This is a genomic window from Pseudolactococcus piscium, assembly GCF_002441695.1.
Classification (GTDB): Bacteria; Bacillota; Bacilli; order Lactobacillales; family Streptococcaceae; genus Pseudolactococcus; species Pseudolactococcus piscium.
The window spans coordinates 47,722-70,885 of record NZ_JXJW01000015.1; the positions used below are offsets into that span (position 1 = coordinate 47,722).

General features: G+C 40.0%; 37 protein-coding genes. 36 read left to right on the forward strand and 1 reads right to left on the reverse strand.

The window, feature by feature from the left end:
* Window positions 1-174 precede the first annotated feature (174 nt).
* From rpmG to thrC, 4 genes are all read left to right on the forward strand, one after another.
* The gene (gene rpmG, locus RU86_RS08075) at window positions 175-324 is read left to right on the forward strand and encodes a 50S ribosomal protein L33 (RefSeq protein ID WP_079504697.1); all 150 of its coding nucleotides are present in this window, start codon (window positions 175-177) and stop codon (window positions 322-324) included.
* Window positions 324-518 (forward strand): preprotein translocase subunit SecE, encoded by a 195-nt coding sequence (secE, locus tag RU86_RS08080; protein ID WP_096814877.1) that lies wholly within the window; start codon window positions 324-326, stop codon window positions 516-518. Before rpmG ends, secE begins: the two co-directional genes overlap by 1 nt.
* A 126-nt stretch (window positions 519-644) precedes the next feature.
* Window positions 645-1,238 carry a transcription termination/antitermination protein NusG gene (gene nusG, locus RU86_RS08085; RefSeq protein ID WP_047914726.1) on the forward strand — a complete coding sequence of 198 codons (594 nt, stop codon included), beginning with the start codon at window positions 645-647 and terminating at the stop codon, window positions 1,236-1,238.
* A 112-nt stretch (window positions 1,239-1,350) separates the two neighbouring features.
* Window positions 1,351-2,841 (forward strand): threonine synthase, encoded by a 1,491-nt coding sequence (gene thrC / locus RU86_RS08090; protein WP_096814878.1) that lies wholly within the window; start codon window positions 1,351-1,353, stop codon window positions 2,839-2,841.
* An 82-nt stretch (window positions 2,842-2,923) separates the two neighbouring features.
* Here the strand turns inward: thrC and mscL are convergent, their stop codons facing one another.
* Complete coding sequence (gene mscL / locus RU86_RS08095; RefSeq protein WP_047914728.1) at window positions 2,924-3,304, reverse strand: large-conductance mechanosensitive channel protein MscL; 381 nt, start codon at window positions 3,302-3,304, stop codon at window positions 2,924-2,926.
* Window positions 3,305-3,531: 227 nt separating this feature from the next.
* Here mscL and rpsJ point away from each other — a divergent pair, with 227 nt between their 5' ends.
* The 32 genes from rpsJ (at window position 3,532) to ilvD (ending at window position 23,157) form a co-directional block, all read left to right on the forward strand.
* On the forward strand, window positions 3,532-3,840 hold the full coding sequence (gene rpsJ / locus RU86_RS08100) for a 30S ribosomal protein S10 (RefSeq protein ID WP_096814879.1): 309 nt from the start codon (window positions 3,532-3,534) through the stop codon (window positions 3,838-3,840).
* Window positions 3,841-3,853: 13 nt separating this feature from the next.
* Window positions 3,854-4,477, forward strand: coding sequence for a 50S ribosomal protein L3 (gene rplC, locus RU86_RS08105; RefSeq protein ID WP_047914729.1), 624 nt, complete (start codon window positions 3,854-3,856; stop codon window positions 4,475-4,477).
* A 23-nt stretch (window positions 4,478-4,500) separates the two neighbouring features.
* The gene (rplD, locus tag RU86_RS08110) at window positions 4,501-5,127 is read left to right on the forward strand and encodes a 50S ribosomal protein L4 (RefSeq protein WP_047914730.1); all 627 of its coding nucleotides are present in this window, start codon (window positions 4,501-4,503) and stop codon (window positions 5,125-5,127) included.
* Entirely contained in the window at window positions 5,127-5,414 is a 288-nt protein-coding gene (locus RU86_RS08115) for a 50S ribosomal protein L23 (protein WP_003138097.1), read from the forward strand. The genes rplD and RU86_RS08115 overlap by 1 nt, the downstream gene beginning before the upstream one ends.
* 14 nt (window positions 5,415-5,428) lie before the next feature.
* Complete coding sequence (gene rplB / locus RU86_RS08120) at window positions 5,429-6,262, forward strand: 50S ribosomal protein L2 (RefSeq protein ID WP_047914731.1); 834 nt, start codon at window positions 5,429-5,431, stop codon at window positions 6,260-6,262.
* Window positions 6,263-6,355: 93 nt separating this feature from the next.
* Window positions 6,356-6,634, forward strand: coding sequence for a 30S ribosomal protein S19 (gene rpsS, locus RU86_RS08125; protein WP_003138095.1), 279 nt, complete (start codon window positions 6,356-6,358; stop codon window positions 6,632-6,634).
* Window positions 6,635-6,653: 19 nt separating this feature from the next.
* A complete protein-coding gene (gene rplV, locus RU86_RS08130) occupies window positions 6,654-6,998 on the forward strand; it encodes a 50S ribosomal protein L22 (RefSeq protein ID WP_003138094.1) in 345 nt (114 codons plus the stop codon).
* 12 nt (window positions 6,999-7,010) lie between these two features.
* Window positions 7,011-7,664, forward strand: coding sequence for a 30S ribosomal protein S3 (rpsC, locus tag RU86_RS08135; RefSeq protein ID WP_047914732.1), 654 nt, complete (start codon window positions 7,011-7,013; stop codon window positions 7,662-7,664).
* Window positions 7,664-8,092 carry a 50S ribosomal protein L16 gene (rplP, locus tag RU86_RS08140; RefSeq protein ID WP_047914733.1) on the forward strand — a complete coding sequence of 143 codons (429 nt, stop codon included), beginning with the start codon at window positions 7,664-7,666 and terminating at the stop codon, window positions 8,090-8,092. The genes rpsC and rplP overlap by 1 nt, the downstream gene beginning before the upstream one ends.
* Entirely contained in the window at window positions 8,082-8,288 is a 207-nt protein-coding gene (gene rpmC / locus RU86_RS08145) for a 50S ribosomal protein L29 (RefSeq protein ID WP_047914734.1), read from the forward strand. The genes rplP and rpmC overlap by 11 nt, the downstream gene beginning before the upstream one ends.
* 22 nt (window positions 8,289-8,310) lie before the next feature.
* Window positions 8,311-8,571, forward strand: a complete 261-nt coding sequence (rpsQ, locus tag RU86_RS08150; protein ID WP_047914735.1) for a 30S ribosomal protein S17 — start codon at window positions 8,311-8,313, stop codon at window positions 8,569-8,571.
* A gap of 20 nt (window positions 8,572-8,591) precedes the next feature.
* On the forward strand, window positions 8,592-8,960 hold the full coding sequence (gene rplN, locus RU86_RS08155) for a 50S ribosomal protein L14 (protein WP_003138089.1): 369 nt from the start codon (window positions 8,592-8,594) through the stop codon (window positions 8,958-8,960).
* 68 nt (window positions 8,961-9,028) lie between these two features.
* Window positions 9,029-9,334, forward strand: coding sequence for a 50S ribosomal protein L24 (gene rplX / locus RU86_RS08160; protein ID WP_047914736.1), 306 nt, complete (start codon window positions 9,029-9,031; stop codon window positions 9,332-9,334).
* 22 nt (window positions 9,335-9,356) lie between these two features.
* On the forward strand, window positions 9,357-9,899 hold the full coding sequence (gene rplE, locus RU86_RS08165; protein ID WP_047914737.1) for a 50S ribosomal protein L5: 543 nt from the start codon (window positions 9,357-9,359) through the stop codon (window positions 9,897-9,899).
* Window positions 9,900-9,916: 17 nt separating this feature from the next.
* Window positions 9,917-10,102, forward strand: a complete 186-nt coding sequence (locus RU86_RS08170; RefSeq protein WP_031366996.1) for a type Z 30S ribosomal protein S14 — start codon at window positions 9,917-9,919, stop codon at window positions 10,100-10,102.
* A gap of 143 nt (window positions 10,103-10,245) precedes the next feature.
* On the forward strand, window positions 10,246-10,644 hold the full coding sequence (gene rpsH / locus RU86_RS08175; protein WP_047914738.1) for a 30S ribosomal protein S8: 399 nt from the start codon (window positions 10,246-10,248) through the stop codon (window positions 10,642-10,644).
* A gap of 109 nt (window positions 10,645-10,753) precedes the next feature.
* Complete coding sequence (gene rplF, locus RU86_RS08180) at window positions 10,754-11,290, forward strand: 50S ribosomal protein L6 (RefSeq protein ID WP_096814880.1); 537 nt, start codon at window positions 10,754-10,756, stop codon at window positions 11,288-11,290.
* Between the two features lie 209 nt (window positions 11,291-11,499).
* The gene (gene rplR / locus RU86_RS08185) at window positions 11,500-11,847 is read left to right on the forward strand and encodes a 50S ribosomal protein L18 (RefSeq protein WP_047914740.1); all 348 of its coding nucleotides are present in this window, start codon (window positions 11,500-11,502) and stop codon (window positions 11,845-11,847) included.
* A 20-nt stretch (window positions 11,848-11,867) separates the two neighbouring features.
* Entirely contained in the window at window positions 11,868-12,362 is a 495-nt protein-coding gene (gene rpsE / locus RU86_RS08190) for a 30S ribosomal protein S5 (protein WP_047914741.1), read from the forward strand.
* Between the two features lie 10 nt (window positions 12,363-12,372).
* Complete coding sequence (gene rpmD, locus RU86_RS08195) at window positions 12,373-12,552, forward strand: 50S ribosomal protein L30 (RefSeq protein ID WP_047914742.1); 180 nt, start codon at window positions 12,373-12,375, stop codon at window positions 12,550-12,552.
* Between the two features lie 171 nt (window positions 12,553-12,723).
* Window positions 12,724-13,173, forward strand: a complete 450-nt coding sequence (rplO, locus tag RU86_RS08200) for a 50S ribosomal protein L15 (protein WP_047914743.1) — start codon at window positions 12,724-12,726, stop codon at window positions 13,171-13,173.
* 151 nt (window positions 13,174-13,324) lie between these two features.
* Window positions 13,325-14,641, forward strand: a complete 1,317-nt coding sequence (gene secY / locus RU86_RS08205) for a preprotein translocase subunit SecY (RefSeq protein WP_079504713.1) — start codon at window positions 13,325-13,327, stop codon at window positions 14,639-14,641.
* Between the two features lie 123 nt (window positions 14,642-14,764).
* The gene (locus tag RU86_RS08210; RefSeq protein ID WP_096814881.1) at window positions 14,765-15,412 is read left to right on the forward strand and encodes an adenylate kinase; all 648 of its coding nucleotides are present in this window, start codon (window positions 14,765-14,767) and stop codon (window positions 15,410-15,412) included.
* Between the two features lie 135 nt (window positions 15,413-15,547).
* Window positions 15,548-15,766 (forward strand): translation initiation factor IF-1, encoded by a 219-nt coding sequence (gene infA / locus RU86_RS08215; protein ID WP_003138071.1) that lies wholly within the window; start codon window positions 15,548-15,550, stop codon window positions 15,764-15,766.
* 29 nt (window positions 15,767-15,795) lie between these two features.
* Window positions 15,796-15,912 (forward strand): 50S ribosomal protein L36, encoded by a 117-nt coding sequence (gene rpmJ, locus RU86_RS08220; RefSeq protein ID WP_079504717.1) that lies wholly within the window; start codon window positions 15,796-15,798, stop codon window positions 15,910-15,912.
* A 16-nt stretch (window positions 15,913-15,928) separates the two neighbouring features.
* Window positions 15,929-16,294, forward strand: coding sequence for a 30S ribosomal protein S13 (gene rpsM, locus RU86_RS08225; protein ID WP_047914746.1), 366 nt, complete (start codon window positions 15,929-15,931; stop codon window positions 16,292-16,294).
* A gap of 15 nt (window positions 16,295-16,309) precedes the next feature.
* Window positions 16,310-16,693, forward strand: a complete 384-nt coding sequence (gene rpsK / locus RU86_RS08230) for a 30S ribosomal protein S11 (RefSeq protein ID WP_003138068.1) — start codon at window positions 16,310-16,312, stop codon at window positions 16,691-16,693.
* Between the two features lie 53 nt (window positions 16,694-16,746).
* Complete coding sequence (locus tag RU86_RS08235; protein WP_047914747.1) at window positions 16,747-17,682, forward strand: DNA-directed RNA polymerase subunit alpha; 936 nt, start codon at window positions 16,747-16,749, stop codon at window positions 17,680-17,682.
* 23 nt (window positions 17,683-17,705) lie between these two features.
* On the forward strand, window positions 17,706-18,086 hold the full coding sequence (gene rplQ, locus RU86_RS08240; protein WP_047914748.1) for a 50S ribosomal protein L17: 381 nt from the start codon (window positions 17,706-17,708) through the stop codon (window positions 18,084-18,086).
* A gap of 607 nt (window positions 18,087-18,693) precedes the next feature.
* Window positions 18,694-20,061, forward strand: a complete 1,368-nt coding sequence (locus RU86_RS08245) for a glutamate-cysteine ligase family protein (protein ID WP_143468104.1) — start codon at window positions 18,694-18,696, stop codon at window positions 20,059-20,061.
* Window positions 20,045-21,202 carry a bifunctional glutamate--cysteine ligase GshA/glutathione synthetase GshB gene (gene gshAB, locus RU86_RS08250; protein WP_096814882.1) on the forward strand — a complete coding sequence of 386 codons (1,158 nt, stop codon included), beginning with the start codon at window positions 20,045-20,047 and terminating at the stop codon, window positions 21,200-21,202. The genes RU86_RS08245 and gshAB overlap by 17 nt, the downstream gene beginning before the upstream one ends.
* A gap of 242 nt (window positions 21,203-21,444) precedes the next feature.
* On the forward strand, window positions 21,445-23,157 hold the full coding sequence (gene ilvD / locus RU86_RS08255; RefSeq protein WP_079504723.1) for a dihydroxy-acid dehydratase: 1,713 nt from the start codon (window positions 21,445-21,447) through the stop codon (window positions 23,155-23,157).
* Window positions 23,158-23,164: the final 7 nt, after the last annotated feature.

The window sequence follows — 23,164 nt, forward strand, 5'->3', positions numbered from 1 at the left end:
ATGGCATAAAAATATAGAAGTGATACGTTGTTAAGGTAACCAGCTTGTAAAGGGGATTACCTCTAGATAGTCTTAAAAGATGATCTGAAAAAAGAGTGAAGTCGGCGCCTTGGATAGGATGACGGGCTTAATTATTTTTTGCAACTGCGTCAGTTAATTGCTAAAGGAGTAGCCATGATAAAAAAATCAAGCCTTGCTTGTACGGTCTGTGGATCTAGGAACTATTCAGTAACTGTTAGTTCAAATGGACGTGACAAACGTCTTGAAGTGAATAAATTTTGTAAAGTTTGTGGGAAGTATAGCCTGCATAAGGAGACCAGATAATGTTTAAATTCATCAATTCGATTGTTGCTGAAATGAAGTTGGTAACTTGGCCAACTCGATCAGAAGCCACTAAAGATTTCGGTATGGTCCTGCAATACTCTGCATTTTTCATGATTTTCATCGTCATTTTTGACTGGCTAGTCAAAAGTGGTGTGACACAAATCGTTAAAATGTTAGTCCCAATGATCAAATAATATGTTATAATAATGGAAATAGGCGATGAGCCTTTTTCTTATACTAAAAATAACGCAGTATGAGTAGTACAGGAACGGATGTCTAAAGTAAACCGGTATAAAAACCGCTATCATAAAGGAGAAAACATGTCAGAAGCATTTGAAGAAAATATTGAACAAGCAGCAGCTCAAGAGCAAACAGTTAATTTCGATCAAGGGTGGTTCGTCATTCAGACCTATTCTGGTTATGAAAACAAAGTGAAAGAGAACTTGCTTGAACGTGCACAAACTTACAATATGACTGATAATATTTTGCGCATTGAGATTCCGACGGAAACTGTCGACAAAGAAGTGAACGGCAAACGTAAAGAAGTAGAAGAAAACTTATTTCCAGGTTATGTCTTAGTTGAGATGAACATGACTGATGAAGCCTGGTTTGTTGTGCGTAATACACCAAACGTTACAGGTTTCGTTGGCTCCCATGGTAACCGCTCGAAACCAACACCATTATTTGAGGAAGAAATTCAAGAAATTCTTCAAGGAATGGGTAAAGTGGTACGCGAAATTACCTTTGACATCTATGTTGGCAAACGCGTTAAAATTATAGACGGTGCATTTTCAGGATTTGAAGGCCCGATTACTGAAGTACATGGGGATAAACTGAAAGTTATCGTGGATATGTTTGGTCGTGAAACACCAGTCGAACTTGATGCACAACAAGTAGATGAATTAGATCATTAATCGGTCAACATAAGTAAATTAAAAAGCTTCCTAAATAATGGGAAGCTTTTTGAAATATTCTGATAATTGTGCTACAATTGGGTAAACGATAATCCCAACAACGAGGTAGGAAATGACTTTAATTTACCAATCAACGCGTGATAAAACCAACAAATTAACTGCCAGCCAAGCCATTCTTCAAGGGCTTGCAACAGATGGCGGTCTCTATGTCCCAAGCCAAATACCAGACGTCGCACTAGATTTTGATCTTCTTAAAGCGTCAAGCTATCAGGAGATTGCAAGCCTTGTTCTGTCTGCTTTTCTTGACGACTTTACGGCAGAAGAAATCGCCTATTGTGTTGACAATGCTTACGATACTAAGTTTGATGAGCCAACCATCGCCCCACTTTTTAAGGTAGGTGGCCAATACAATTTAGAGCTTTTTCATGGTAATACGATTGCCTTTAAAGATATGGCCCTCTCTATTTTACCTTATCTGATGACAACGGCTGCTAAAAAACATGGTGTTGACCGAGAGATTGTCATTTTAACCGCGACATCGGGTGACACAGGGAAAGCTGCCATGGCTGGATTTGCTGATGTCCCTGGCACGAAAATTATCGTCTTCTATCCCAAAGATGGTGTATCAAAAATTCAAGAAAAACAAATGACGACACAAGTCGGTGACAATGTTAAGGTCATCGCTATTGACGGAAATTTTGATGATGCACAGACGACTGTCAAACAGATGTTTAATGATGCAGCCTTGCGTGAAAAAATGTTTGCCAATCACAAGCAATTCTCAAGTGCAAATTCGATGAATATTGGTCGTCTCATTCCCCAAATTAGTTATTATGTGTACGCCTATGCACAACTTGTCAAGACAGGTGCAATCAAAAGCGGTGACCATATTAACTTTACAGTCCCAACCGGTAATTTTGGGAATATCTTAGCAGCCTACTATGCCAAACAAATTGGCTTGCCAATCAATCAGTTGATTTGTGCATCAAATGAAAATAATGTCTTAACCGACTTTTTCAAAACAGGCACCTATGATAAGAATCGTGACTTTTTTGTAACGAGTTCACCATCGATGGATATTCTTGTCTCGTCAAATCTTGAACGCTTGATCTACCATTTGACCGGTGATTCTGATGTTTTAACATCAGAATTAATGCAGCAGCTTAATGAAGCCGGTGAGTACCGGATCACGGATGCTATGTTTAAGCAGTTGGGCGATTTCTATGCTGACTTTGCCGATGAAGCAGAAATTAGCTCAGAAATTTCGGCAACTTTTGAAACAGATCACTATGTAGAAGATCCCCATACAGCAGTGGCAAGTGCTGTCTATAAAAAATACACTTTAGCAACAGGTGATAAAACCCCGACAGTAGTTGTCTCTACAGCAAGTCCTTATAAATTTCCTCGCGTGGTAGTTGACAGTTTGACTAGTACATCAGCGAAAGCAGATGATTTTGAGTTGGTTAAACAGCTAGCTGACCTCTCAAAAGTTCCTCTGCCCAAGGCGGTATCAGATTTATTTGGTGCACCTGTTTTACATCGTACGGTTATCGCGACATCAGATATGCAAAACGCAGTGACAAGCTATCTAGAACTGGACTAGTTTGCATTTTGCACCACATAATATATAGAAGAAAAGAGAAGTTCAGATAGCTGAACTTCTCTTTTCTTCTATACAAATACACTTATTTCTGTTTCAATAAATCACGGATTTCTCTTAGTGTTTCAACTTCTTCAGTTACAATCACATCTTCAACGACTTCTTCTTCTTTTTTGCTAGTCATGAAAAAGTTATTAATCGTTTTGATTAAAATAAAGATAACAAATGCTGTAATCAAAAAGTTCAATACATCATTTAAAAATTTGCCATAAGCAAAAGTTGCGTTGCCGAGCTTGAAAGTCAATTTAGCAAGTGCACCATCTTGAACAAAAATACCGATCAATGGATTGATTAAGTTATCAACCAAAGATTTAACAATAGCAGTGAATGCACCACCAATAATGACACCAACAGCTAAATCAAGTACGTTACCACGTAAAATAAAGACTTTGAATTCTTTTAACATCAATAAAACCTCCTATATAATATAGTCATTATAACATAAAATGATAAAAAAAGAATAAAGACTTGCCAAGTGCACCATTTTCTGTTAATATAGATAAGTACTGCGTAAAGCGCAGTATGTAGCTGTGAAGCGAGAGGTTGTGATACACCCGGACGCGTTGCCACGTGTCCTGTATTAGTTTTCTCGTGGAGCTAGCCTATTCTAAGAAATAGACGAGAGGAGAAAAAATGGCAAACAAAAAAATTCGCATTCGTTTGAAAGCATATGAACATGGTATTCTTGATCAAGCGGCTGAAAAAATCGTAGAAACTGCGAAACGTACTGACGCAACTGTAGCAGGTCCAATCCCGCTTCCGACTGACCGTTCAGTATATACAATCATCCGTGCGACGCACAAATACAAAGATTCACGTGAACAATTTGAAATGCGCACACACAAACGTTTGATCGATATCATTAACCCAACACAAAAAACTGTTGACGGCTTGATGAAACTCGACTTACCAAGTGGTGTTAACATCGAAATCAAACTATAAGAAAGGAACTCTAATGACAAAAGGAATCTTAGGGAAAAAAGTGGGAATGACCCAAATTTTCACCGAAACTGGCGAGTTAATCCCAGTAACTGTCGTTGAAGCTGCAGCAAACGTTGTACTTCAAGTCAAAACAGTCGCAACTGACGGCTACGAAGCTGTTCAAGTTGGTTTTGATGACAAACGTGAAGTTTTGAGTAACAAACCTGCCAAAGGCCATGTTGCGAAAGCAAACACTGCTCCTAAGCGCTTCATTCGTGAATTCAAGAATATTGAAGGCTTGGAAGTGGGCGCTGAATTGACAGTAGAACAATTTGAAGCTGGAGATGTTGTTGACATCACTGGTACGACTAAAGGTAAAGGTTTCCAAGGCGTTATCAAACGTTACGGACAATCACGAGGACCAATGTCTCACGGTTCGCGTTACCACCGTCGTCCAGGGTCAATGGGTCCTGTTGCACCTAACCGTGTATTCAAAAATAAACGCCTTGCCGGCCGTATGGGTGGCAATCGCGTAACTGTACAAAACTTAGTTGTTGTACAAGTTGTCCCTGAAAAAAATGTTATCCTTGTTAAAGGTAACATCCCAGGCGCTAAAAAATCACTTATCACAGTTAAATCAGCTATTAAAGCTAAATAATAAGGAAAGGAGATAAGTTAAAAATGACAAACGTATCATTATTTAAACAAGACGGAACGCAAGCTGGCGAGATCACATTAAACGATGCAGTCTTTGGTATTGAACCAAATGAATCTGTAGTCTTTGATGTTATCCTTAGCCAACGTGCTAGCCTTCGTCAAGGTACTCACGCAGTTAAAAACCGTTCAGCTGTACGCGGTGGTGGTAGAAAACCATGGCGTCAAAAAGGAACTGGTCGTGCCCGTCAAGGGTCAATCCGCTCACCACAATGGCGTGGCGGTGGCGTAGTCTTCGGACCAACACCACGTTCTTACGGTTACAAATTGCCGCAAAAAGTTCGTCAACTTGCACTTAAATCAGTTTACTCTGAAAAAGTTGTAGAAAACAAACTTGTGGCAGTTGATGCGCTCAACTTCGACGCACCAAAAACTGCAGAATTTGTAAAAGTTCTTGAAGCACTTGCAATCGAACGTAAAGTTCTTGTAATCTTCGAAAACGAAGGAAATAAATTCGCTGAATTGTCTGCACGTAACATTCCAAATGTTCAAGTAACAACTGCTAACTCAGCATCTGTTCTTGATATCGCTAATAACGATAAAATTTTGGTGACACAAGCAGCTCTATCTCAAATAGAGGAGGTTCTTGCATAATGTCATTGTACGACGTAATCAAAAAACCAATCATCACTGAAAGCTCTATGCTTGCAATGGATGAAAAAAAATACACATTTGAAGTTGATGGCCGCGCGCACAAACTTCTTATCAAACAAGCTGTTGAAGCTGCCTTTGAAGGTGTAAAAGTTGCTTCTGTAAATACTGTAAATGTTAAACCTAAAGCTAAACGCGTAGGTAAATATACAGGATATACAAACAAAGTGAAAAAAGCTATCGTGACCCTGACGGCTGATTCTAAAAACATTGAAATTTTCGGGGAATAAGAAAGGAGTAATCAGTGGGTATTAAAGTATACAAACCGACGACAAATGGTCGTCGTAACATGACAAGCCTTGACTTTGCTGAAATTACGACTAACAAACCTGAGAAATCATTGTTGGTATCGCTTAAAAGCAAAGCTGGCCGTAACAACCATGGCCGTATTACAGTACGTCACCAAGGTGGCGGACACAAACGTCATTACCGTGTGATTGACTTCAAACGTAACCATGATGATGTGGTTGCTAAAGTTGCAACGATCGAGTATGATCCAAACCGTTCAGCAAATATTGCTTTGGTTGTTTATACTGATGGTGTGAAAACATACATCCTTGCACCTAAAGGTCTTGTAGTTGGTCAAACAATCGTTTCTGGTCCAACTGCGGATATCAAAACTGGTAATGCTTTGCCACTTGCAAACATTCCAGTTGGTACTTTAATTCATAATATTGAATTAAAACCAGGTAAAGGTGGACAATTAGTACGTTCTGCTGGCGCTTCTGCGCAAGTACTTGGTCAAGAAGGTAAATATACACTAGTACGTTTACAATCTGGCGAAGTTCGTATGATCTTGTCTACTTCACGTGCGACAGTTGGTGTTGTTGGTAACGGTGAGCACAGTCTTGTGAACATCGGTAAAGCCGGCCGTAACCGTTGGAAGGGTATCCGTCCAACAGTCCGTGGTTCAGTAATGAACCCGAACGATCACCCACACGGTGGTGGTGAAGGTAAACAACCAGTTGGGCGTAAATCTCCATCTACACCTTGGGGTAAACCAGCACTTGGTCTTAAAACACGTAATAAGAAAGCTAGATCTAGCAAACTTATCGTTCGTCGTAAAAACCAAAAATAATTATCCGCCAGCTCCGGCTTAGCACCGGTAGTGGTCCAATAGCAGTTGAATAAGTAATTATTTGACTTAACATTAAAGGAGAAACCATTACACATGGGACGCAGTCTTAAAAAAGGCCCTTTCGTCGATGATCATTTGATGAAAAAGGTTGTTGCTCAAGAAGGCAACGAAAAGAAAACAGTTATTAAAACTTGGTCACGTCGTTCTACGATTTTCCCTAACTTCATCGGTTACACGATTGCAGTTTATGATGGTCGTAAACATGTACCAGTTTATATTCAAGAAGACATGGTAGGACACAAATTGGGCGAATTCGCACCAACACGTACTTACCGTGGCCACGCAGCAGACGATAAAAAAACACGTCGTTAATTTATAGAGGAGGAAAAAAATGGCAGAAATTACTTCAGCTAAAGCTACTGCTCGTACAGTCCGCGTTTCACCTCGTAAATCACGTCTTGTAATCGACTTGATTCGTGGGAAAAACGTTGCAGATGCTATCGCAACACTTAAATTCACACCAACTAAAGCAGCAAATGAGATTGAAAATGTATTAAACTCTGCAATCGCAAATGCTGAAAACAACTTTGGTCTTGAAAAAGCAAACCTTTTCGTTTCTGAAGCCTACATTAATGAAGGCCCAACTATGAAACGTTTTCGCCCACGTGCGAAGGGTTCAGCTTCACCAATTAATAAACGCACAAGCCACATCACTGTGGTTGTGACAGAAAAATAAGGAGGTAAAATCGTGGGTCAAAAAGTACATCCTATTGGTATGCGTGTCGGAATCATTCGTGACTGGGACGCAAAATGGTATGCTGAAAAAGAATACGCAAGTTACCTCCATGAGGACCTTGCAATCCGTAAGCTTGTTCAAACTAAACTTGCTGATGCGTCAGTTTCAACTATTGAAACTGAACGTGCTGTAAACAAAGTAATCGTTACTTTACACACAGCTAAACCAGGTATGGTTATCGGTAAATCAGGCGCTAGTGTTGATTCACTTCGTGCTGAGTTAAACGCACTTACTGGTAAACAAGTTCATATCAACATCGTTGAAATCAAAAAACCTGACCTTGATGCTCACCTTGTAGGTGAAGGTATCGCGCGTCAACTTGAACAACGTGTTGCTTTCCGTCGTGCTCAAAAACAAGCAATCCAACGTACTATGCGTGCTGGTGCCAAAGGTATCAAAACACAAGTATCTGGTCGTTTGAATGGTGCCGATATCGCCCGTGCTGAAGGTTATTCAGAAGGAACTGTGCCATTGCACACACTCCGTGCTGATATCGACTACGCATGGGAAGAAGCAGATACAACTTATGGTAAACTAGGCGTTAAAGTTTGGATCTACCGTGGTGAAATCTTGCCTACTAAAAAATCAGTGAAAGGAGACAAATAATGTTAGTACCTAAACGTGTGAAACACCGCCGCGAATTCCGTGGTAAAATGCGTGGGGAAGCTAAAGGCGGTAAAGAAGTCGCATTTGGCGAATTTGGTCTCCAAGCTACAACATCTCACTGGATTACAAACCGTCAAATCGAGGCAGCTCGTATTGCGATGACACGTCACATGAAACGTGGTGGTAAAGTTTGGATTAAAATTTTCCCTCATAAATCATATACTGCAAAAGCTATCGGGGTCCGTATGGGTTCTGGTAAAGGGGCACCTGAAGGTTGGGTATCTCCAGTAAAACGTGGTAAAATAATGTTTGAAATCGCTGGCGTTTCTGAAGAAGTCGCTCGCGAAGCATTACGTCTTGCATCCCATAAACTTCCTGTTAAAACTAAGTTTGTAAAACGTGCTGAGGAGGAAACAAATGAAGCTTAATGAAGTAAAATCACTTTTGACAGAACTTCGTGGTCTTTCAGTTGAAGAACTCGCAACACGCGAACAAGGTTTGAAAAAAGAATTGTTCGATTTGCGTTTCCAAGCGGCTGCTGGTCAGCTTGAAAACACTGTCCGTCTCAACGAAGTTAAGAAAACTATTGCTCGCGTGAAAACTGTTCAACGCGAAGCGAAATAATAGATAGGGAGAAACCTTTAAAATGGAACGTAATCAACGTAAAGTTTATCAAGGCCGCGTGGTTTCTGACAAAATGGATAAAACCATTACTGTTGTCATCGAAACAAAACGTAACCACCCTGTCTATGGTAAACGTATTAACTACTCTAAAAAATTGAAAGCTCACGACGAAAATAACTCAGCTAAAATGGGTGATATTGTTCGCGTGATGGAAACTCGTCCTTTATCAAAAGACAAACGTTTCCGTCTTGTCGAAATCGTTGAAGAAGCAGTCATCATCTAATCTAAAAGGAGGAATTTGCTGTGATTCAATCAGAATCTCGTTTGAAAGTTGCTGATAACAGCGGTGCCAAAGAAATTCTTGCAATCAAAGTCCTAGGTGGCTCTGGTCGTAAATTTGCTGGTATCGGTGATGTTATTGTTGCATCTGTAAAATCTGCAGCTCCTGGCGGAGTTGTAAAAAAAGGTGAAGTTGTCAAAGCGGTTATCGTGCGTACTAAATCAGGTGCACGTCGTACTGACGGTTCATACATCAAGTTTGACGAAAACGCTGCTGTTATCATTAAAGATGACAAAACGCCTCGTGGAACACGTATCTTTGGCCCAGTGGCCCGCGAATTACGTGAAGGTAACTTCATGAAAATCGTTTCATTGGCACCAGAAGTACTTTAATACTAAACAAACACAGTCCCCTCACCGAGGGTGTCGCTTGCGACGTAAGAAAATAGGAGAATACTCAAATGTTTGTAAAAACAGGTGATACTGTCAAAATCATCGCTGGTAAAAGCCGCGGTGTAACAGGTAAAGTGATCAAAGCTTTGCCAAAAGCTAACAAAGTTGTAGTTGAAGGTGCTAACATTATCAAAAAACACCAAAAACCTAACAACGAAAATCCAAACGGTGCGATTCTTGAACTTGAAGCGCCAATCCATGTATCAAATGTACAAGTACTTGATAAAAATGGTGTTGCAGGCCGTGTTGGATACAAAGTTGAAGGCGACAAAAAAGTTCGCTACAACAAAAAATCTGGCGAAATCCTAGATTAATAGACACGGAAAGGAGAATATAATGACTAATCGTTTGAAAGAAAAATACACTAGCGAAGTAATCCCAGCGTTGACTGAACAATTCAACTACACATCTGTTATGGCTGTGCCAAAAGTTGATAAAATCGTCCTCAACATGGGTGTTGGTGATGCTGTAAACAACTCGAAAAACCTTGATAAAGCTGTTGCTGAATTAGCCTTGATCTCTGGTCAAAAACCATTGATCACAAAAGCTAAGAAATCAATCGCTGGTTTCCGTTTACGTGAAGGCGTAGCAATCGGAGCGAAAGTAACACTCCGTGGCGAACGTATGTACGAATTTCTTGATAAATTGGTATCTGTCTCTCTTCCACGTGTCCGTGACTTCCATGGTGTCTCAAACAAAGCGTTTGATGGCCGTGGTAACTACACGCTAGGTGTGAAAGAACAGTTAATCTTCCCAGAAATTACGTATGATAACGTAGATAAAGTCCGTGGTTTGGATGTTGTTATCGTAACAACTGCTAACACTGACGAAGAATCACGTGAATTGCTTGCCAAATTAGGCATGCCTTTCGCTAAATAATATAGGAGGTAAATATTTTGGCTAAAAAATCAATGATTGCAAAGAACAAGCGTCCAGCTAAGTTCACTACGCAAGCGTACACACGTTGTGAAAAATGTGGTCGTCCACATTCAGTCTATCGTAAATTCCAACTTTGCCGTATTTGCTTCCGTGAATTGGCATATAAAGGGCAAATCCCAGGCGTTAAAAAAGCATCTTGGTGAGCACTTTTTAGGAACGAATGCTTGGTATATACTGAGTATTTGAACGTAAAACTTTATAAGTCTGCTAGTGTTTACTAGTGGAGTCGTTAATGAATAAGTGATGTTTAAGACATCAAACTATTCATAATAGGAGAAAAATTAAAATGGTAATGACAGATCCGATCGCAGATTTCCTCACTCGTATTCGTAACGCTAACATGCGTAAATTCGACGTTGTTGAAGCTCCTGCATCAAAAATCAAACGCGATATTGCAAACATCCTTAAAGCTGAAGGATACGTTAAAGACGTTGAATTCATCGAAGATGACAAACAAGGTATCATCCGTGTTTTCCTTAAATACGGTAAAGATGGCGAAAAAGTTATCACTAACTTGAAACGTATCTCTAAACCTGGTTTGCGTGTTTACGTTAAATCTGGCGAAGTACCAAAAGTCCTTAATGGCTTAGGTACTGCTGTGATTTCTACATCTGAAGGTGTTGTAACTGATAAATCAGCTCGCGCTAAAAACATTGGTGGAGAAGTTCTCGCTTACGTTTGGTAAAAATGAGTTAACTCGTTTTATCTGCAAAAGGAAATTCGGTAGCTTGCTACTGGAAACCCGTGAAAACAGTTCGTATCACTACGGATTGATAATCTAACAGGAGACAAACATGTCACGTATTGGTAATAAAGTAATTACTATCCCTGCTGGCGTTGAGGTTAAACTTGACGGCAATACAGCGACAGTAAAAGGCCCTAAAGGTGAGCTTACACGCACATTCTCTAAAAACATTGAAATCAAAATTGAAGGATCTGAAATCACTTTGCATCGTCCAAACGATACAAAAGAAATGAAGACAATTCATGGTACGACTCGTGCTAACTTCAATAACATGGTTGTAGGTGTATCTGAAGGGTTCAAAAAAGAACTTGAAATGCGCGGTGTTGGTTACCGTGCGCAACTTGCTGGAAACAAATTAACACTTTCAGTAGGTAAATCACATCCTGATGAAGTTGTTGCACCTGATGGCATCACTTTTGAAGTGCCATCAAACACACAAATCAACGTTTCTGGTGCTAATAAAGAAGTCGTTGGTGAAGTTGCAGCCTACATCCGTGGTATGCGCCCACCAGAACCTTATAAAGGTAAAGGGATTCGTTACGTTGGAGAATTTGTACGACGTAAAGAAGGTAAAACAGGTAAATAATCTTAAGCTTCGAGTTAACGACTTTATTCAGTTATTGGGTTATCTCGAGCTAAAGCTTATCACCGTCATGTGACCAGTTAAGTTAAAAAAGCTACTTATCTGGTTATTTTGAAGTAAATATGAACATCAACCTTTTGGAGAGAATTTGGAATCGCAAAGATTCTTGATAGCTACTAAGAGGGACTAGAAAAAAATAAGAGGTAAATATTGTGATTTCTAAACCAGATAAAAATAAAACGCGTCAAAAACGCCATCGTCGCGTACGCGGTAAAATCTCTGGTACTGCAGAGCGCCCACGTTTGAATGTTTTTCGTTCTAACACAAACATCTATGCACAAGTAATTGATGACATAGCAGGTGTAACGCTCGCAAGTGCCTCATCGTTGAAAGAAAACGGTACTAAATCTGAGCAATCTAAAGCAGTTGGTACTGCTGTAGCTAAAGCAGCTGTTGCTGCTGGTGTTACTGAAGTTATCTTCGACCGTGGTGGATACCTTTACCATGGACGTGTGCAAGCACTCGCTGAGGCTGCACGTGAAAATGGACTTAAATTCTAAGGAAAGGGGTAGACACTAAAATGGCTAGAAACGAAGAAGTAAAAGAATTCGAAGAACGCGTAGTTGGCATCAACCGTGTAACTAAAGTTGTAAAAGGCGGACGTCGCATGCGTTTTGCAGCGCTTGTTGTAGTTGGTGACCGTAACGGTCGCGTTGGATTTGGGACTGGTAAAGCACAAGAAGTACCAGAAGCAATCCGTAAAGCTATCGAGTCAGCTAAGAAAAACTTGATTACTGTACCTATGGTTGGTACAACAGTACCGCATCAAGTTCTTGGAGAATTTGGCGGCGGTAAGATCTTGATCAAACCTGCTGTTGAAGGGGCTGGAGTTGCAGCTGGTGGCGCTGTACGTGCCGTCCTCGAACTTGCTGGTGTAGCTGATGTTACATCAAAATCACTTGGTTCAAACACACCAATCAACGTTGTTCGCGCAACTGTTGATGGTTTGAAACAATTGAAACGTGCTGAAGATGTTGCTGCATTACGTGGCATCTCTGTAGCAGATTTAGCGTAAGGAGGAAATCATGGCTCAAATTAAAATTACTTTGACTAAGTCTCCAATCGGTCGCTTGCCAGCGCAACGCAAAACTGTTACCGCACTTGGCCTTGGCAGACTCTCAAGCTCAGTCATCAAAGAAGAATCAGCTGGTATCAATGGAATGGTTAATAAAATCGCTCACTTGGTAACTGTTGAAAAAGTTTAAGTATATAAGTTTAGTGGTAGCATCAGTAACAAGTTACTAGCTAATCATCACTGAATTAAGGCTTTAAACATAATACATAAGCGAGCCAGACACTTCCGCGTTTTCCCGCGAAAGTGTCTTGGCGTTTAGTCGGGGTTCTCTTCTAGAGACCCATTAATAGGAGAAATTACAATGAAATTAAATGAATTAAAAGCTGCTGAAGGTAGCCGTAAAGTCCGCAATCGTGTTGGTCGTGGTACATCATCAGGTAACGGTAAAACATCTGGTCGTGGTCAAAAAGGTCAAAAATCTCGTTCAGGCGGCGGCGTTCGTCTTGGTTTTGAAGGTGGTCAAACACCTTTATTCCGTCGTATGCCTAAACGTGGTTTCTTAAACGTTAACCGTAAAGATTACGCGATTGTTAACCTTGATACTTTAAACCGTCTTGAAGATGGTGCTGAAGTAACTGCATTAACACTCGTTGCTGCTAAAATCATCAAAGATGTTAAATCTGGTGTTAAAGTACTTGGCAATGGTGAACTTACAGTTAAAAACCTTAAAGTTGATGTGGCTAAAGTTTCTGCTTCTGCAAAAGCTGCTATTGAAGCTAACGGTGGTTCTATTGTAACTCCTGAAGCGTAAAAGTTGATATTAGTCTGTTGGGGAAACCTGCAGACTTTTACTGCTTTTCGTTCTTCATTGAATATTAGCAAAATTATAGTACCGTAAAGGACTATAAGTCGCTTAAAATACTATATATTTTACTATATAAACAATCTATTAAAGGAGTTCTATGTTTTTTAAACTCTTAGTTCAAGCATTCAAGGTAAAAGAGGTTCGTGCTCGTATCTTGTTTACACTTGCTATACTGTTCGTTTTCCGCTTAGGTGCACATATTACTGTACCTGGAATAAACGTCAATAATTTAAATGCACTAAGTGATTTACCCTTTCTATCGATGCTAAATATGGTATCAGGAAATGCCATGCAAAGCTTTTCAGTCTTTGCTATGGGGGTATCACCTTATATCACAGCATCCATCATTGTCCAACTTTTACAAATGGATATTTTACCTAAGTTTGTCGAATGGGGCAAACAAGGTGAAATTGGTCGCCGTAAACTGAATCAAGCAACACGGTATATCTCACTTGTTTTGGCTATGCTTCAGTCCGTTGGGATTACAGCAGGCTTCCAAGCAATGAGTGCCCAAAACATCGTCAATAATCCAACTTGGCAGACTTACCTATTTATAGGTGCAATTCTGACAACAGGATCAATGATTGTTGTGTGGCTTGGTGAGCAAATTACGGATAAAGGATTTGGCCAAGGGGTTTCAGTTATTATCTTTGCTGGTATTATCGCATCTATTCCTGGTGCGATTAGTCAAGTCTATCAAGATAAATTTGTCAATATACGTTCTGGAGAAATGATGGGATCAGTTATCTTTGTCATCATTCTTTTGATTGCGATGGCTGCTATCATCTATATCACGACCTATATTCAACAAGCTGAACGAAAAATTCCAATTCAATATACGAAACTTGTTCAAGGTGCGCCAACGAGTTCTTACTTGCCCCTACGGGTCAATCCTGCAGGTGTGATTCCAGTCATTTTTGCAAGTTCGATATCGACAGCCCCTCAAACACTGTTACAGCTTTTCCAACGTTCAAACAAAAATATTGGTTGGGTAGAAACGATCAAAAATGCGCTAGATTATAATACCTGGACAGGTATGTTATTCTATGCTGTATTGATCGGTCTCTTCACTTTCTTCTACGCATTCGTTCAAGTTAATCCTGAAAAAATGTCAGAAAACCTCCAAAAGCAAGGGTCTTATATTCCTTCTGTTCGTCCTGGAAAAGGAACTGAAAAATATATTTCACGCTTACTCATTCGTTTATCTACGGTTGGTGCACTTTTCTTAGGTGCAATCTCTATCATCCCAATCGTTGCAACTAATCTCTTTGGCTTGCCAAAGATGGTAGCACTTGGTGGTACCAGTTTACTTATCTTGATATCAACTGCGATTCAAGGTGCTAAACAATTAGAAGGCTATATGCTAAAACGTCAATACAAAGGGTTTATGGATGATCCTATCAATAAACCATAATAGAGAATCTGGTCGAAAGACCGGTTTTTTTATTTTTAGGAATAAGCGGGTAAACATTGTCAAAGTCTCTTGAAAACGTTAGAATAGAGATTGTAGATAAAAATCAAATAAATTGGAGACTAGATGAACCTACTAATTATGGGCTTACCAGGTGCTGGTAAGGGAACTCAAGCAGAAACAATTGTCGAAACATATGGTGTACAACATATTTCAACTGGAGATATGTTTCGTGCAGCGATGAAAAATGAAACTGAGATGGGAAAATTAGCTAAATCTTTCATAGACAAAGGTGAGCTTGTTCCTGATGATGTGACAAATGGTATTGTCAAAGAACGTCTGGCTCAAGATGACATTCAAAAATCAGGCTTTCTACTAGATGGTTTTCCACGTACGATAGAGCAAGCAGTCGCACTTGATGCAATGCTTGTTGACTTAGGTATTAAGCTAGATGCTGTGATTGATATCGAGGTTAATCCGGATATCTTAGTAGATCGTTTATCTGGTCGGTTCATCTGTCGCACATGTGGTGCAACTTATCATAAACTCTTTAATCCGACAAAAGTCGCTGATACTTGTGATAAATGTGGTGGACATGACTTCTATCAACGTGAAGATGACAAACCTGAGACTGTTAAAAATCGCTTAGATATTAACATCAAACAAGGTGCGCCAATCCTAGAACATTACAGTGCAAAAGGCTTGGTTAAATCAGTTGATGGGCAACAAGATATCAAACTCGTTTCAGAGGCAATCAAGACAATACTTGGTTAATTCGAAGATTTGAATCCTTAAGTAAAAATTTTATGTAATTAACTTGTAAAAGTCGGACTAGTATGGTATAATATCCTAGTCCGACTTTTAGATATTTATCAAAAATGGACAAATTTAAAGAGGAGGTAAGTTGACGTGGCAAAAGATGACGTAATCGAAATTGAAGGCAAAGTGATTGACACAATGCCTAATGCGATGTTCACAGTTGAGCTTGAAAATGGACACAAAATATTAGCGACTATTTCAGGTAAAATGCGAAAGAATTATATCCGCATCTTAACTGGTGACCGTGTTACTGTTGAGATGTCGCCTTATGATTTGACTCGTGGACGTATTACATACCGCTTTAAGTAGTCCAAACATTTTTATAGGAGGTATACATAATGAAAGTAAGACCATCGGTAAAACCAATGTGCGAATACTGTAAAGTTGTTCGCCGTAATGGTCGTGTTATGGTAATTTGTCCTGCCAATCCAAAACACAAACAACGTCAGGGATAGAAAGGAAACATAAAGAATGGCTCGTATTGCTGGAGTTGATATTCCAAACGATAAACAAGTAGTAATTTCACTTACTTACGTTTACGGAATCGGTCTCAAAACTGCGCAAAAAGTTCTCGCTGCCGCTGAGGTTGCTGAAAATATTCGCGTTAAAGATCTTACAACTGACCAAGAAGATGCTATCCGTCGTGAGGTTGATGGACTTAAAGTCGAAGGTGACCTTCGTCGTGAAGTTAACTTAAACATCAAACGTCTCATGGAAATCGGTAGCTATCGTGGCATGCGTCATCGTCGCGGATTGCCTACTCGTGGTCAAAACACGAAGAACAACGCACGTACACGCAAAGGCCCTGCTAAATCTATCGCAGGCAAGAAAAAATAAGAAAGGAGATTAACATTGGCTAAACCTACTCGTAAACGTCGTGTCAAGAAAAATATTGAATCTGGTGTTGTCCACATTCATGCAACTTTCAATAACACTATTGTGATGATTACAGACGTTCATGGTAACGCGCTTGCTTGGTCATCAGCTGGTGCTCTTGGGTTCAAAGGGTCTAAAAAATCGACTCCTTTCGCTGCTCAAATGGCATCTGAAGCTGCTGCTAAGTCTGCTCAAGAACATGGTTTGAAAACTGTTGCTGTTACTGTTAAAGGTCCTGGACCAGGTCGTGAATCTGCCATCCGTGCTCTTGCAGCCGCAGGTCTTAACGTTACAGCAATCAGCGATGTGACGCCAGTACCCCATAATGGTGCTCGTCCTCCAAAACGTCGTCGTGTATAATTTCTAGAGTGCTTGTTGCTACTCTAAACACTTTGCACTGAAAGGATATACGCATGATTGAGTTTGAAAAACCAAAAATTACAAAATTTGATGAAGAAAATGTCTATGGTAAATTTGTCATAGAACCGCTTGAACGTGGTTATGGTACAACCCTTGGTAACTCATTGCGTCGTATTCTTCTTTCGTCACTTCCTGGGGCTGCTGTTACAAGCATCCAAATTGATGGTGTACTCCATGAGTTCACAACCATTCCAGGCGTGCATGAAGATGTGATTCAAGTAATTCTTGCCATTAAAGGACTTGCAATCAAATCATATGTTGAAACGGAAAAAATTATTGAACTTGATGTAACTGGACCTGCAGTCATAACAGCTGGAGACATCCTTACTGATAGTGATATTGAGATTGTTAATAAAGATCATTACCTATTTACACTTGCAGAAGGTCACTCAGTGAACGCCCGCATGACTGTAAAATCAGGTCGTGGTTATGTTCTTGCAGAAGAAAATAAACAATCTGATGCCCCAATCGGGACAATCGCTGTAGATTCATCTTATACACCAGTTAACAAAGTTAACTATCAAGTTGAACCAGCACGTGTTGGTGAAAAAGACAACTTTGACAAATTGTCATTGGAAATCTTTACTAACGGCACAATCTCTGCAGAAGATGCCTTGTCATTATCTGCAAAAATCTTGACTGACCATTTAAGTCTTTTTGTTAATCTATCTGAAGTAGCTCAAACTGCTGATACATTGGTTGATAAAAATGAAGTAAAACCAGAGCGTGCTTTGGATAAGGTCATCGAGGAACTTGATCTTTCTGTTCGATCATATAACTGTTTGAAACGTGCCGGTATTAATACTGTTGCTGATCTTGCTGATATGAGTGAACCAGAAATGCTTAAAGTTAAAAACTTGGGTCGTAAATCATTGGTAGAAGTCAAGGACAAACTTGACAGCCTCGGTTTATCACTTAAGAAAGACTAATTAAAATCTAATAGGAGGAAATCATGGGTTACCGTAAACTTGGACGTACATCTGATCAACGTAAAGCTATGCTTCGCGATTTGACGACTGACTTGCTTATCAACGAATATATCGTAACAACTGAAGCTCGCGCTAAAGAAGTTCGTAAAACTGTTGAAAAAATGATCACACTCGGAAAACGTGGCGATCTTCATGCACGTCGTCAAGCTGCTGCTTATGTGCGTAATGAAATCGCTGAAAAAGATTTCAACGAAGAAACTGAAACTTTTCCAACTGCACTTCAAAAACTATTTGGCGATATTGCTAAACGTTATGAAGGCCGTAATGGTGGATATACACGTATCCTTAAAACTGAACCACGTCGTGGCGATGCTGCAGCGATGGCAATTATTGAACTCGTTTAATAATTAATTTCAGCAAACATAAATAAAGCAGTAAGGGGCATGTTTAGTCAGTTTTCTTGATGGACTTGTTTTATCAAGAAACCTGATGTTTAAGCATGACCCGATAGTCTTCATCAATTTTTGTGGAGTGTTATGATGGTGGTGCTTGCACTTAGTCTAGCTCTTACTGTCTAGTGTTTTAACTAGGCCGCTTATCCGATTCGTTGGATAAGTGGTTTTTATTTTACAGAGAAATAGTGGGATTTGGCTAGGGTGTCAAAGACCTGCTTGTGTTTGAGGCATGTAAGGTTGCTTACATGCTTCTTTTGTCGTTATTCTATATGAATTGCTCGTGGTTGAGAAGATAAGCTGACGATTATGACCTTTATGATTACTAATATGTTTAGAATATTGAAAAAAAAGCAGAGGATATGCTGATTTCTAAGATTAAGTCTAGCAATCTATGTTAGAATAGGAATACAAAATAATAATATTTTAAGTTTTTTATGATTCATATAAAAAGTGCAAAGCCTAAGATTGAGCTGATTTGCTTATCTCAGAGAGGTATCATTAGTTAGGGGTAGCTTATTTTGTATATTAAATGGTCAGGTGATGGAGGAATAAAAGAGTGGATATTACACGAGAACTGTTACGTGAGCGTTATTTTTCAAATTTAAAGCAGTCAACTGACCTATTTGTCGGTATAGAATTAGAATTTCCAATTGTTCATTTATCAGAAACAGCAGTAGATTTTCAGGTTGTCTTTTCCTTATTCAGTGAACTTGTTGAAAAACTACCCCTATCTATCGAGAAGTCTGATAATAATGGGCAGGCGATTCAGCTTGTTTCAGATGAAAATGAAGACAGAATCCTTTTTGAAGTTGGCTATAATACCCTTGAGTTTGCTTTTGATAAAGCACTCACTATTTCTGAAGTTGACGCGCGATTCACTCGTTACATGGCTGTTATTCAACCATTTTTGAGTTCACATAATCATCTGCTCACAGGCATGGGTGTAAATCCTTTCTGGGATAAGAATGACAATCGGCCGGTGGCGAGTCAGCGTTATGAAATGTTGATGGCATACTTGAAGCTGGGTGATAGCGGCGAGACGCAAACAGATAAGCATTATCAGTTTGGTGCCTTCATCCAAGGTAGCCAAATTCAATTAGATGTAACAGCTGAAAATATGATTGCAACGATTAATGCATTTAATGCTATAGAACCTGTTAAAGCCTGGTTGTTTGCCAATTCTTATCTCTGGCATGCACAGCTTGATACCTTAATTTCTAGAGATATATTCTGGGAGTCATCTATGCATGGTATATTTCCTGAAAATGTCGGTGTATTTCCAAAACCATTTTCAGATCAGGAAGATTTCCTTGATTACTTAAATAAAACCGTTTTATTTACGACAGCGGTATCAGATGAGACTTATTATTTTGAGCCGATTCAAACGCATGACTATTTTAATCATGATGAAATCCCTGCCTTTGATTTGCTTGGTGGAGATGTCGTTTTAACGCCTAGTCCACATGATTTTAAGGCCCATAGAAGCTATCAGTATCAAGATTTGACTACCAGAGGGACAGTTGAGTTTCGGAGTAGCTGTGCGCAACCTATGGCAGATACCTTTAGCGTAGCAGCCTTTCATTTGGGTTTGATGTGTGAGTTAACGGCATTGACTGACTTATTGTCAGATCATATCTTCTATGAAGATTATGGTCGGGATTACCAGCGATTACGTCGGCGTTTTTCAGCTAGAGAGTTAGATCCGGAAGCTTTAGCTGACATGCTTGCCTTTAGCGGTGAGTTATTAGCCTTAGCGTCAAGGGGGCTTGAAAAACGAGGATTTGGTGAGGCACGTTATTTGGCCCCGCTTTATCAACGGATTAAAACAAGAGAAAATCCAGCTCAAAAAAGCTTAAGGCTATTTGAGGCTGGAAAAAGTTTATCAGAAATTTCGGAGATTTTTGCAAATGAAAAAGATAGTTAAGGTATCAGGTGAACTAGCCAATAATGCTTACTGGCAATTTGATGGTGATACAGTGAAGTTAACCTATCAAACTGATAGAGAGCTGTCAGCAATACTAGCGGTGATGAGTCGTCAACATGTCGTCATCGAAAACGTAGCTGAACCAGAAAATGACTTTCAATTACCCGGGTATGAAAATTTAGAGTTGTCGACACAAAACATGATCTCAGATGCCATCAAAAATGGGATTGGCTTTCAAGTACTTGATGAAACAGAACAGATCATCAAGTTGACTTATGGCGATCATGTCGAATTTATTCAATCTGGTAATATTACACGATTAGATAGTGCCTTGTCTCATGCCCTCATGGAAAACAAAATTGTGACCAAAGATATCTTGAAAACAGCAGGTATTCAAGTGCCTTTTGGCTATGAGTTTCATCAAATTGAGGATGCCTTTCAGCATTTTGACAACTTACCTGCGGAGTTTGTGGTCAAACCAAAGTCGACAAATTATGGGATTGGGATTACAATCTTTAAGGAGACCACAACACAAGCTGATTATGAGCAAGCAGTAAAAATAGCTTTTGAAAATGACGAAGCGATTATAGTTGAGACCTATGCACATGGCACAGAGTATCGTTTCTATGTACAGGATGATGCTGTATTAGCTGTTTTAGAGCGTTTCCCTGCAAATGTCATTGGGGATGGTGTTCAGACAATAAAAGCGCTTGTCGCGCTTAAAAATAGGGATATAAGACGTGGGGAGCATCATCGAACACCATTAGAGAAAATAAAAATCGGTGAGGTTGAGTCGCTAACCTTAAGTCTTCAAGGATTTACTGCGTCATCTATTCCAGAAGCTGGCGTCTGCGTATTTTTAAGAGAAAATTCAAATGTGTCAACTGGTGGTGATTCGATAGATAGGACAGATGAGGTCGCGACATTCTATAAGGCCATCGCGGTCAAGGTTGCACAAGCCCTAGATGTAACAGTTACTGGCGTCGATATCATCATCACTGATGCGACAAAAGCAAGTGACTACTATGTGATCGAGGCTAATCAAAATCCCATGATGCAGATGCACCTATTCCCAGCAGTAGGCCAATCTCGTCGTGTGACAGAAAGTTTGATCAAGTTACTGTTTCCTGAAATCAGCTAGAGCTATTCGCTAAGGATCCCAAATGACTAGAACTTATTGGGCGGGATTATCTCTTAGATTTAGTTGACGAAATTTTCAGATAATTCCTTGACGAAAGTTTTAAAAATGTTAAAATAGACAGTATAGCTTTGTTTAGCAAGCGGTAGATTAATCTGAGATAATGCCAGTAATGGCGCCTAAATCATGCTTAATTTACTTAAGGTTAAACCAGACACACGACTTCGCAATCAGGAAAGGGACTTATGAAATTTACTTACAATGGCACAACAACAGAAGTTGAGCTGAACAAATATTCTAAAACACTCACACAAGATCCGACACAGCCAGCAACGCAGGCTATGTTCTATGGTATCGGCTTTAAAGATGAAGACTTTGATAAAGCACAAGTCGGTGTTGTCTCGATGGACTGGGATGGCAATCCTTGTAACATGCATTTGAATCAGCTTGGCCAAAAAGTTAAAGCGTCAGTGGATGCGACGGGAGACTTAATTGGCTTACAGTTTCACACGATTGGTGTGTCAGATGGGATTGCAAATGGTACGGATGGTATGCGCTATTCTCTTGTATCTCGTGAAGTCATTGCCGATTCGATCGAAACTAATGCAGGTGGCGAATACTATGACGGCATCGTCGGTATTCCAGGATGTGACAAAAACATGCCAGGTACAATCATGGGGATGGCTAGACTCAATCGCCCCTCAATCATGGTTTATGGTGGGACGATCGAGCATGGCGAGTACAATGGCGAGTCGCTTAATATCGTCTCAGCCTTTGAAGCCTTGGGTGAGAAGTTAACAGGGAATATTTCTGATGAAGACTACCACGGTGTGATTGCCAATGCCATTCCAGGACAAGGTGCCTGTGGCGGCATGTACACAGCGAATACGATGGCAGCAGCTATCGAGACACTCGGTATGACGCTGCCATTCTCATCTACTAACCCTGCTAAATCAGACGATAAGCAACGTGAAGCGGCAGCAGTAGGCGAATATATGAAGGTACTGCTTGCGCGTGACATCAAGCCCAGTGATATTTTGACACGTGAAGCATTTGAAGATGCGATTACAGTGGTTATGGTCCTTGGCGGCTCAACAAATGCAGTCTTACATTTGATTGCCATGGCACGGACAGTTGGCGTCGATCTAACGCAGGATGATTTCCAAACAATTTCGGATAAAACACCGGTAATTGGCGACTTCAAACCATCTGGTAAATATATGCAAGAAGATTTCCACCGGATTGGTGGCCTTCCTGCCCTCCTCAAGTTTCTCCTTAAAGAAGGCCGTATCCATGGTGATCGTCTGACTGTAACAGGTAAAACATTGGCTGAAAATATTGAAAATGCTGTGACGCTTAATTTTGATAAACAAGATGTCATCAGACCTTTTGATAAACCGATCAAGAAAACAGGGCATCTGCAAATTTTATATGGGAATCTCGCTTCTGGTGGATCAGTTGCGAAAATATCCGGTAAAGAAGGCGAGCAGTTTACTGGTACTGCGCGTGTATTTAATGGCGAGCAACATTTTATCAAAGGTATAGAAACTGGCCTGCTACATGCAGGTGATGTCGCTGTTATCAAAAATATCGGTCCAGTTGGTGCACCTGGTATGCCAGAGATGCTTAAACCAACGTCTGCCTTAATTGGCGCGGGACTAGGAAAAACGGTCGCCTTGATTACAGACGGCAGATTCTCAGGTGGTACGCATGGGTTTGTCGTAGGGCATATCGTTCCTGAAGCTGTTAAAGGCGGTGTGATCGGACTTGTAGAAGATGATGATATTATCGAAATTGATGCCATTAATAATACCATCAATCTCAAAGTCTCTGATGAAGAATTGGCAAAACGTCGTGCGGCTTATCAGTTGCCTGAACCTAAGGCGACACGTGGTGTTCTGGCTAAATTCGCTAAGCTTACAGATGATGCTGCTCATGGTTGTATCACAGATTTTTAAACAATAT

Excerpts from the sequence above, each read along its gene's own strand:
- rpmG (WP_079504697.1), top strand. The coding sequence starts at position 175 with ATGATAAAAAAATCAAGCCTTGCTTGTACGGTCTGTGGATCTAGGAAC.
- secE (WP_096814877.1), top strand. The coding sequence starts at position 324 with ATGTTTAAATTCATCAATTCGATTGTTGCTGAAATGAAGTTGGTAACT.
- nusG (WP_047914726.1), top strand. The coding sequence starts at position 645 with ATGTCAGAAGCATTTGAAGAAAATATTGAACAAGCAGCAGCTCAAGAG.
- thrC (WP_096814878.1), top strand. The coding sequence starts at position 1,351 with ATGACTTTAATTTACCAATCAACGCGTGATAAAACCAACAAATTAACT.
- mscL (WP_047914728.1), bottom strand. The coding sequence starts at position 3,304 with ATGTTAAAAGAATTCAAAGTCTTTATTTTACGTGGTAACGTACTTGAT.
- rpsJ (WP_096814879.1), top strand. The coding sequence starts at position 3,532 with ATGGCAAACAAAAAAATTCGCATTCGTTTGAAAGCATATGAACATGGT.
- rplC (WP_047914729.1), top strand. The coding sequence starts at position 3,854 with ATGACAAAAGGAATCTTAGGGAAAAAAGTGGGAATGACCCAAATTTTC.
- rplD (WP_047914730.1), top strand. The coding sequence starts at position 4,501 with ATGACAAACGTATCATTATTTAAACAAGACGGAACGCAAGCTGGCGAG.
- RU86_RS08115 (WP_003138097.1), top strand. The coding sequence starts at position 5,127 with ATGTCATTGTACGACGTAATCAAAAAACCAATCATCACTGAAAGCTCT.
- rpsS (WP_003138095.1), top strand. The coding sequence starts at position 6,356 with ATGGGACGCAGTCTTAAAAAAGGCCCTTTCGTCGATGATCATTTGATG.
- rplV (WP_003138094.1), top strand. The coding sequence starts at position 6,654 with ATGGCAGAAATTACTTCAGCTAAAGCTACTGCTCGTACAGTCCGCGTT.
- rplP (WP_047914733.1), top strand. The coding sequence starts at position 7,664 with ATGTTAGTACCTAAACGTGTGAAACACCGCCGCGAATTCCGTGGTAAA.
- rpmC (WP_047914734.1), top strand. The coding sequence starts at position 8,082 with ATGAAGCTTAATGAAGTAAAATCACTTTTGACAGAACTTCGTGGTCTT.
- rpsQ (WP_047914735.1), top strand. The coding sequence starts at position 8,311 with ATGGAACGTAATCAACGTAAAGTTTATCAAGGCCGCGTGGTTTCTGAC.
- rplX (WP_047914736.1), top strand. The coding sequence starts at position 9,029 with ATGTTTGTAAAAACAGGTGATACTGTCAAAATCATCGCTGGTAAAAGC.
- rplE (WP_047914737.1), top strand. The coding sequence starts at position 9,357 with ATGACTAATCGTTTGAAAGAAAAATACACTAGCGAAGTAATCCCAGCG.
- rpsH (WP_047914738.1), top strand. The coding sequence starts at position 10,246 with ATGGTAATGACAGATCCGATCGCAGATTTCCTCACTCGTATTCGTAAC.
- rplF (WP_096814880.1), top strand. The coding sequence starts at position 10,754 with ATGTCACGTATTGGTAATAAAGTAATTACTATCCCTGCTGGCGTTGAG.
- rpsE (WP_047914741.1), top strand. The coding sequence starts at position 11,868 with ATGGCTAGAAACGAAGAAGTAAAAGAATTCGAAGAACGCGTAGTTGGC.
- rpmD (WP_047914742.1), top strand. The coding sequence starts at position 12,373 with ATGGCTCAAATTAAAATTACTTTGACTAAGTCTCCAATCGGTCGCTTG.
- rplO (WP_047914743.1), top strand. The coding sequence starts at position 12,724 with ATGAAATTAAATGAATTAAAAGCTGCTGAAGGTAGCCGTAAAGTCCGC.
- secY (WP_079504713.1), top strand. The coding sequence starts at position 13,325 with ATGTTTTTTAAACTCTTAGTTCAAGCATTCAAGGTAAAAGAGGTTCGT.
- RU86_RS08210 (WP_096814881.1), top strand. The coding sequence starts at position 14,765 with ATGAACCTACTAATTATGGGCTTACCAGGTGCTGGTAAGGGAACTCAA.
- rpmJ (WP_079504717.1), top strand. The coding sequence starts at position 15,796 with ATGAAAGTAAGACCATCGGTAAAACCAATGTGCGAATACTGTAAAGTT.
- rpsM (WP_047914746.1), top strand. The coding sequence starts at position 15,929 with ATGGCTCGTATTGCTGGAGTTGATATTCCAAACGATAAACAAGTAGTA.
- RU86_RS08235 (WP_047914747.1), top strand. The coding sequence starts at position 16,747 with ATGATTGAGTTTGAAAAACCAAAAATTACAAAATTTGATGAAGAAAAT.
- rplQ (WP_047914748.1), top strand. The coding sequence starts at position 17,706 with ATGGGTTACCGTAAACTTGGACGTACATCTGATCAACGTAAAGCTATG.
- gshAB (WP_096814882.1), top strand. The coding sequence starts at position 20,045 with ATGAAAAAGATAGTTAAGGTATCAGGTGAACTAGCCAATAATGCTTAC.
- ilvD (WP_079504723.1), top strand. The coding sequence starts at position 21,445 with ATGAAATTTACTTACAATGGCACAACAACAGAAGTTGAGCTGAACAAA.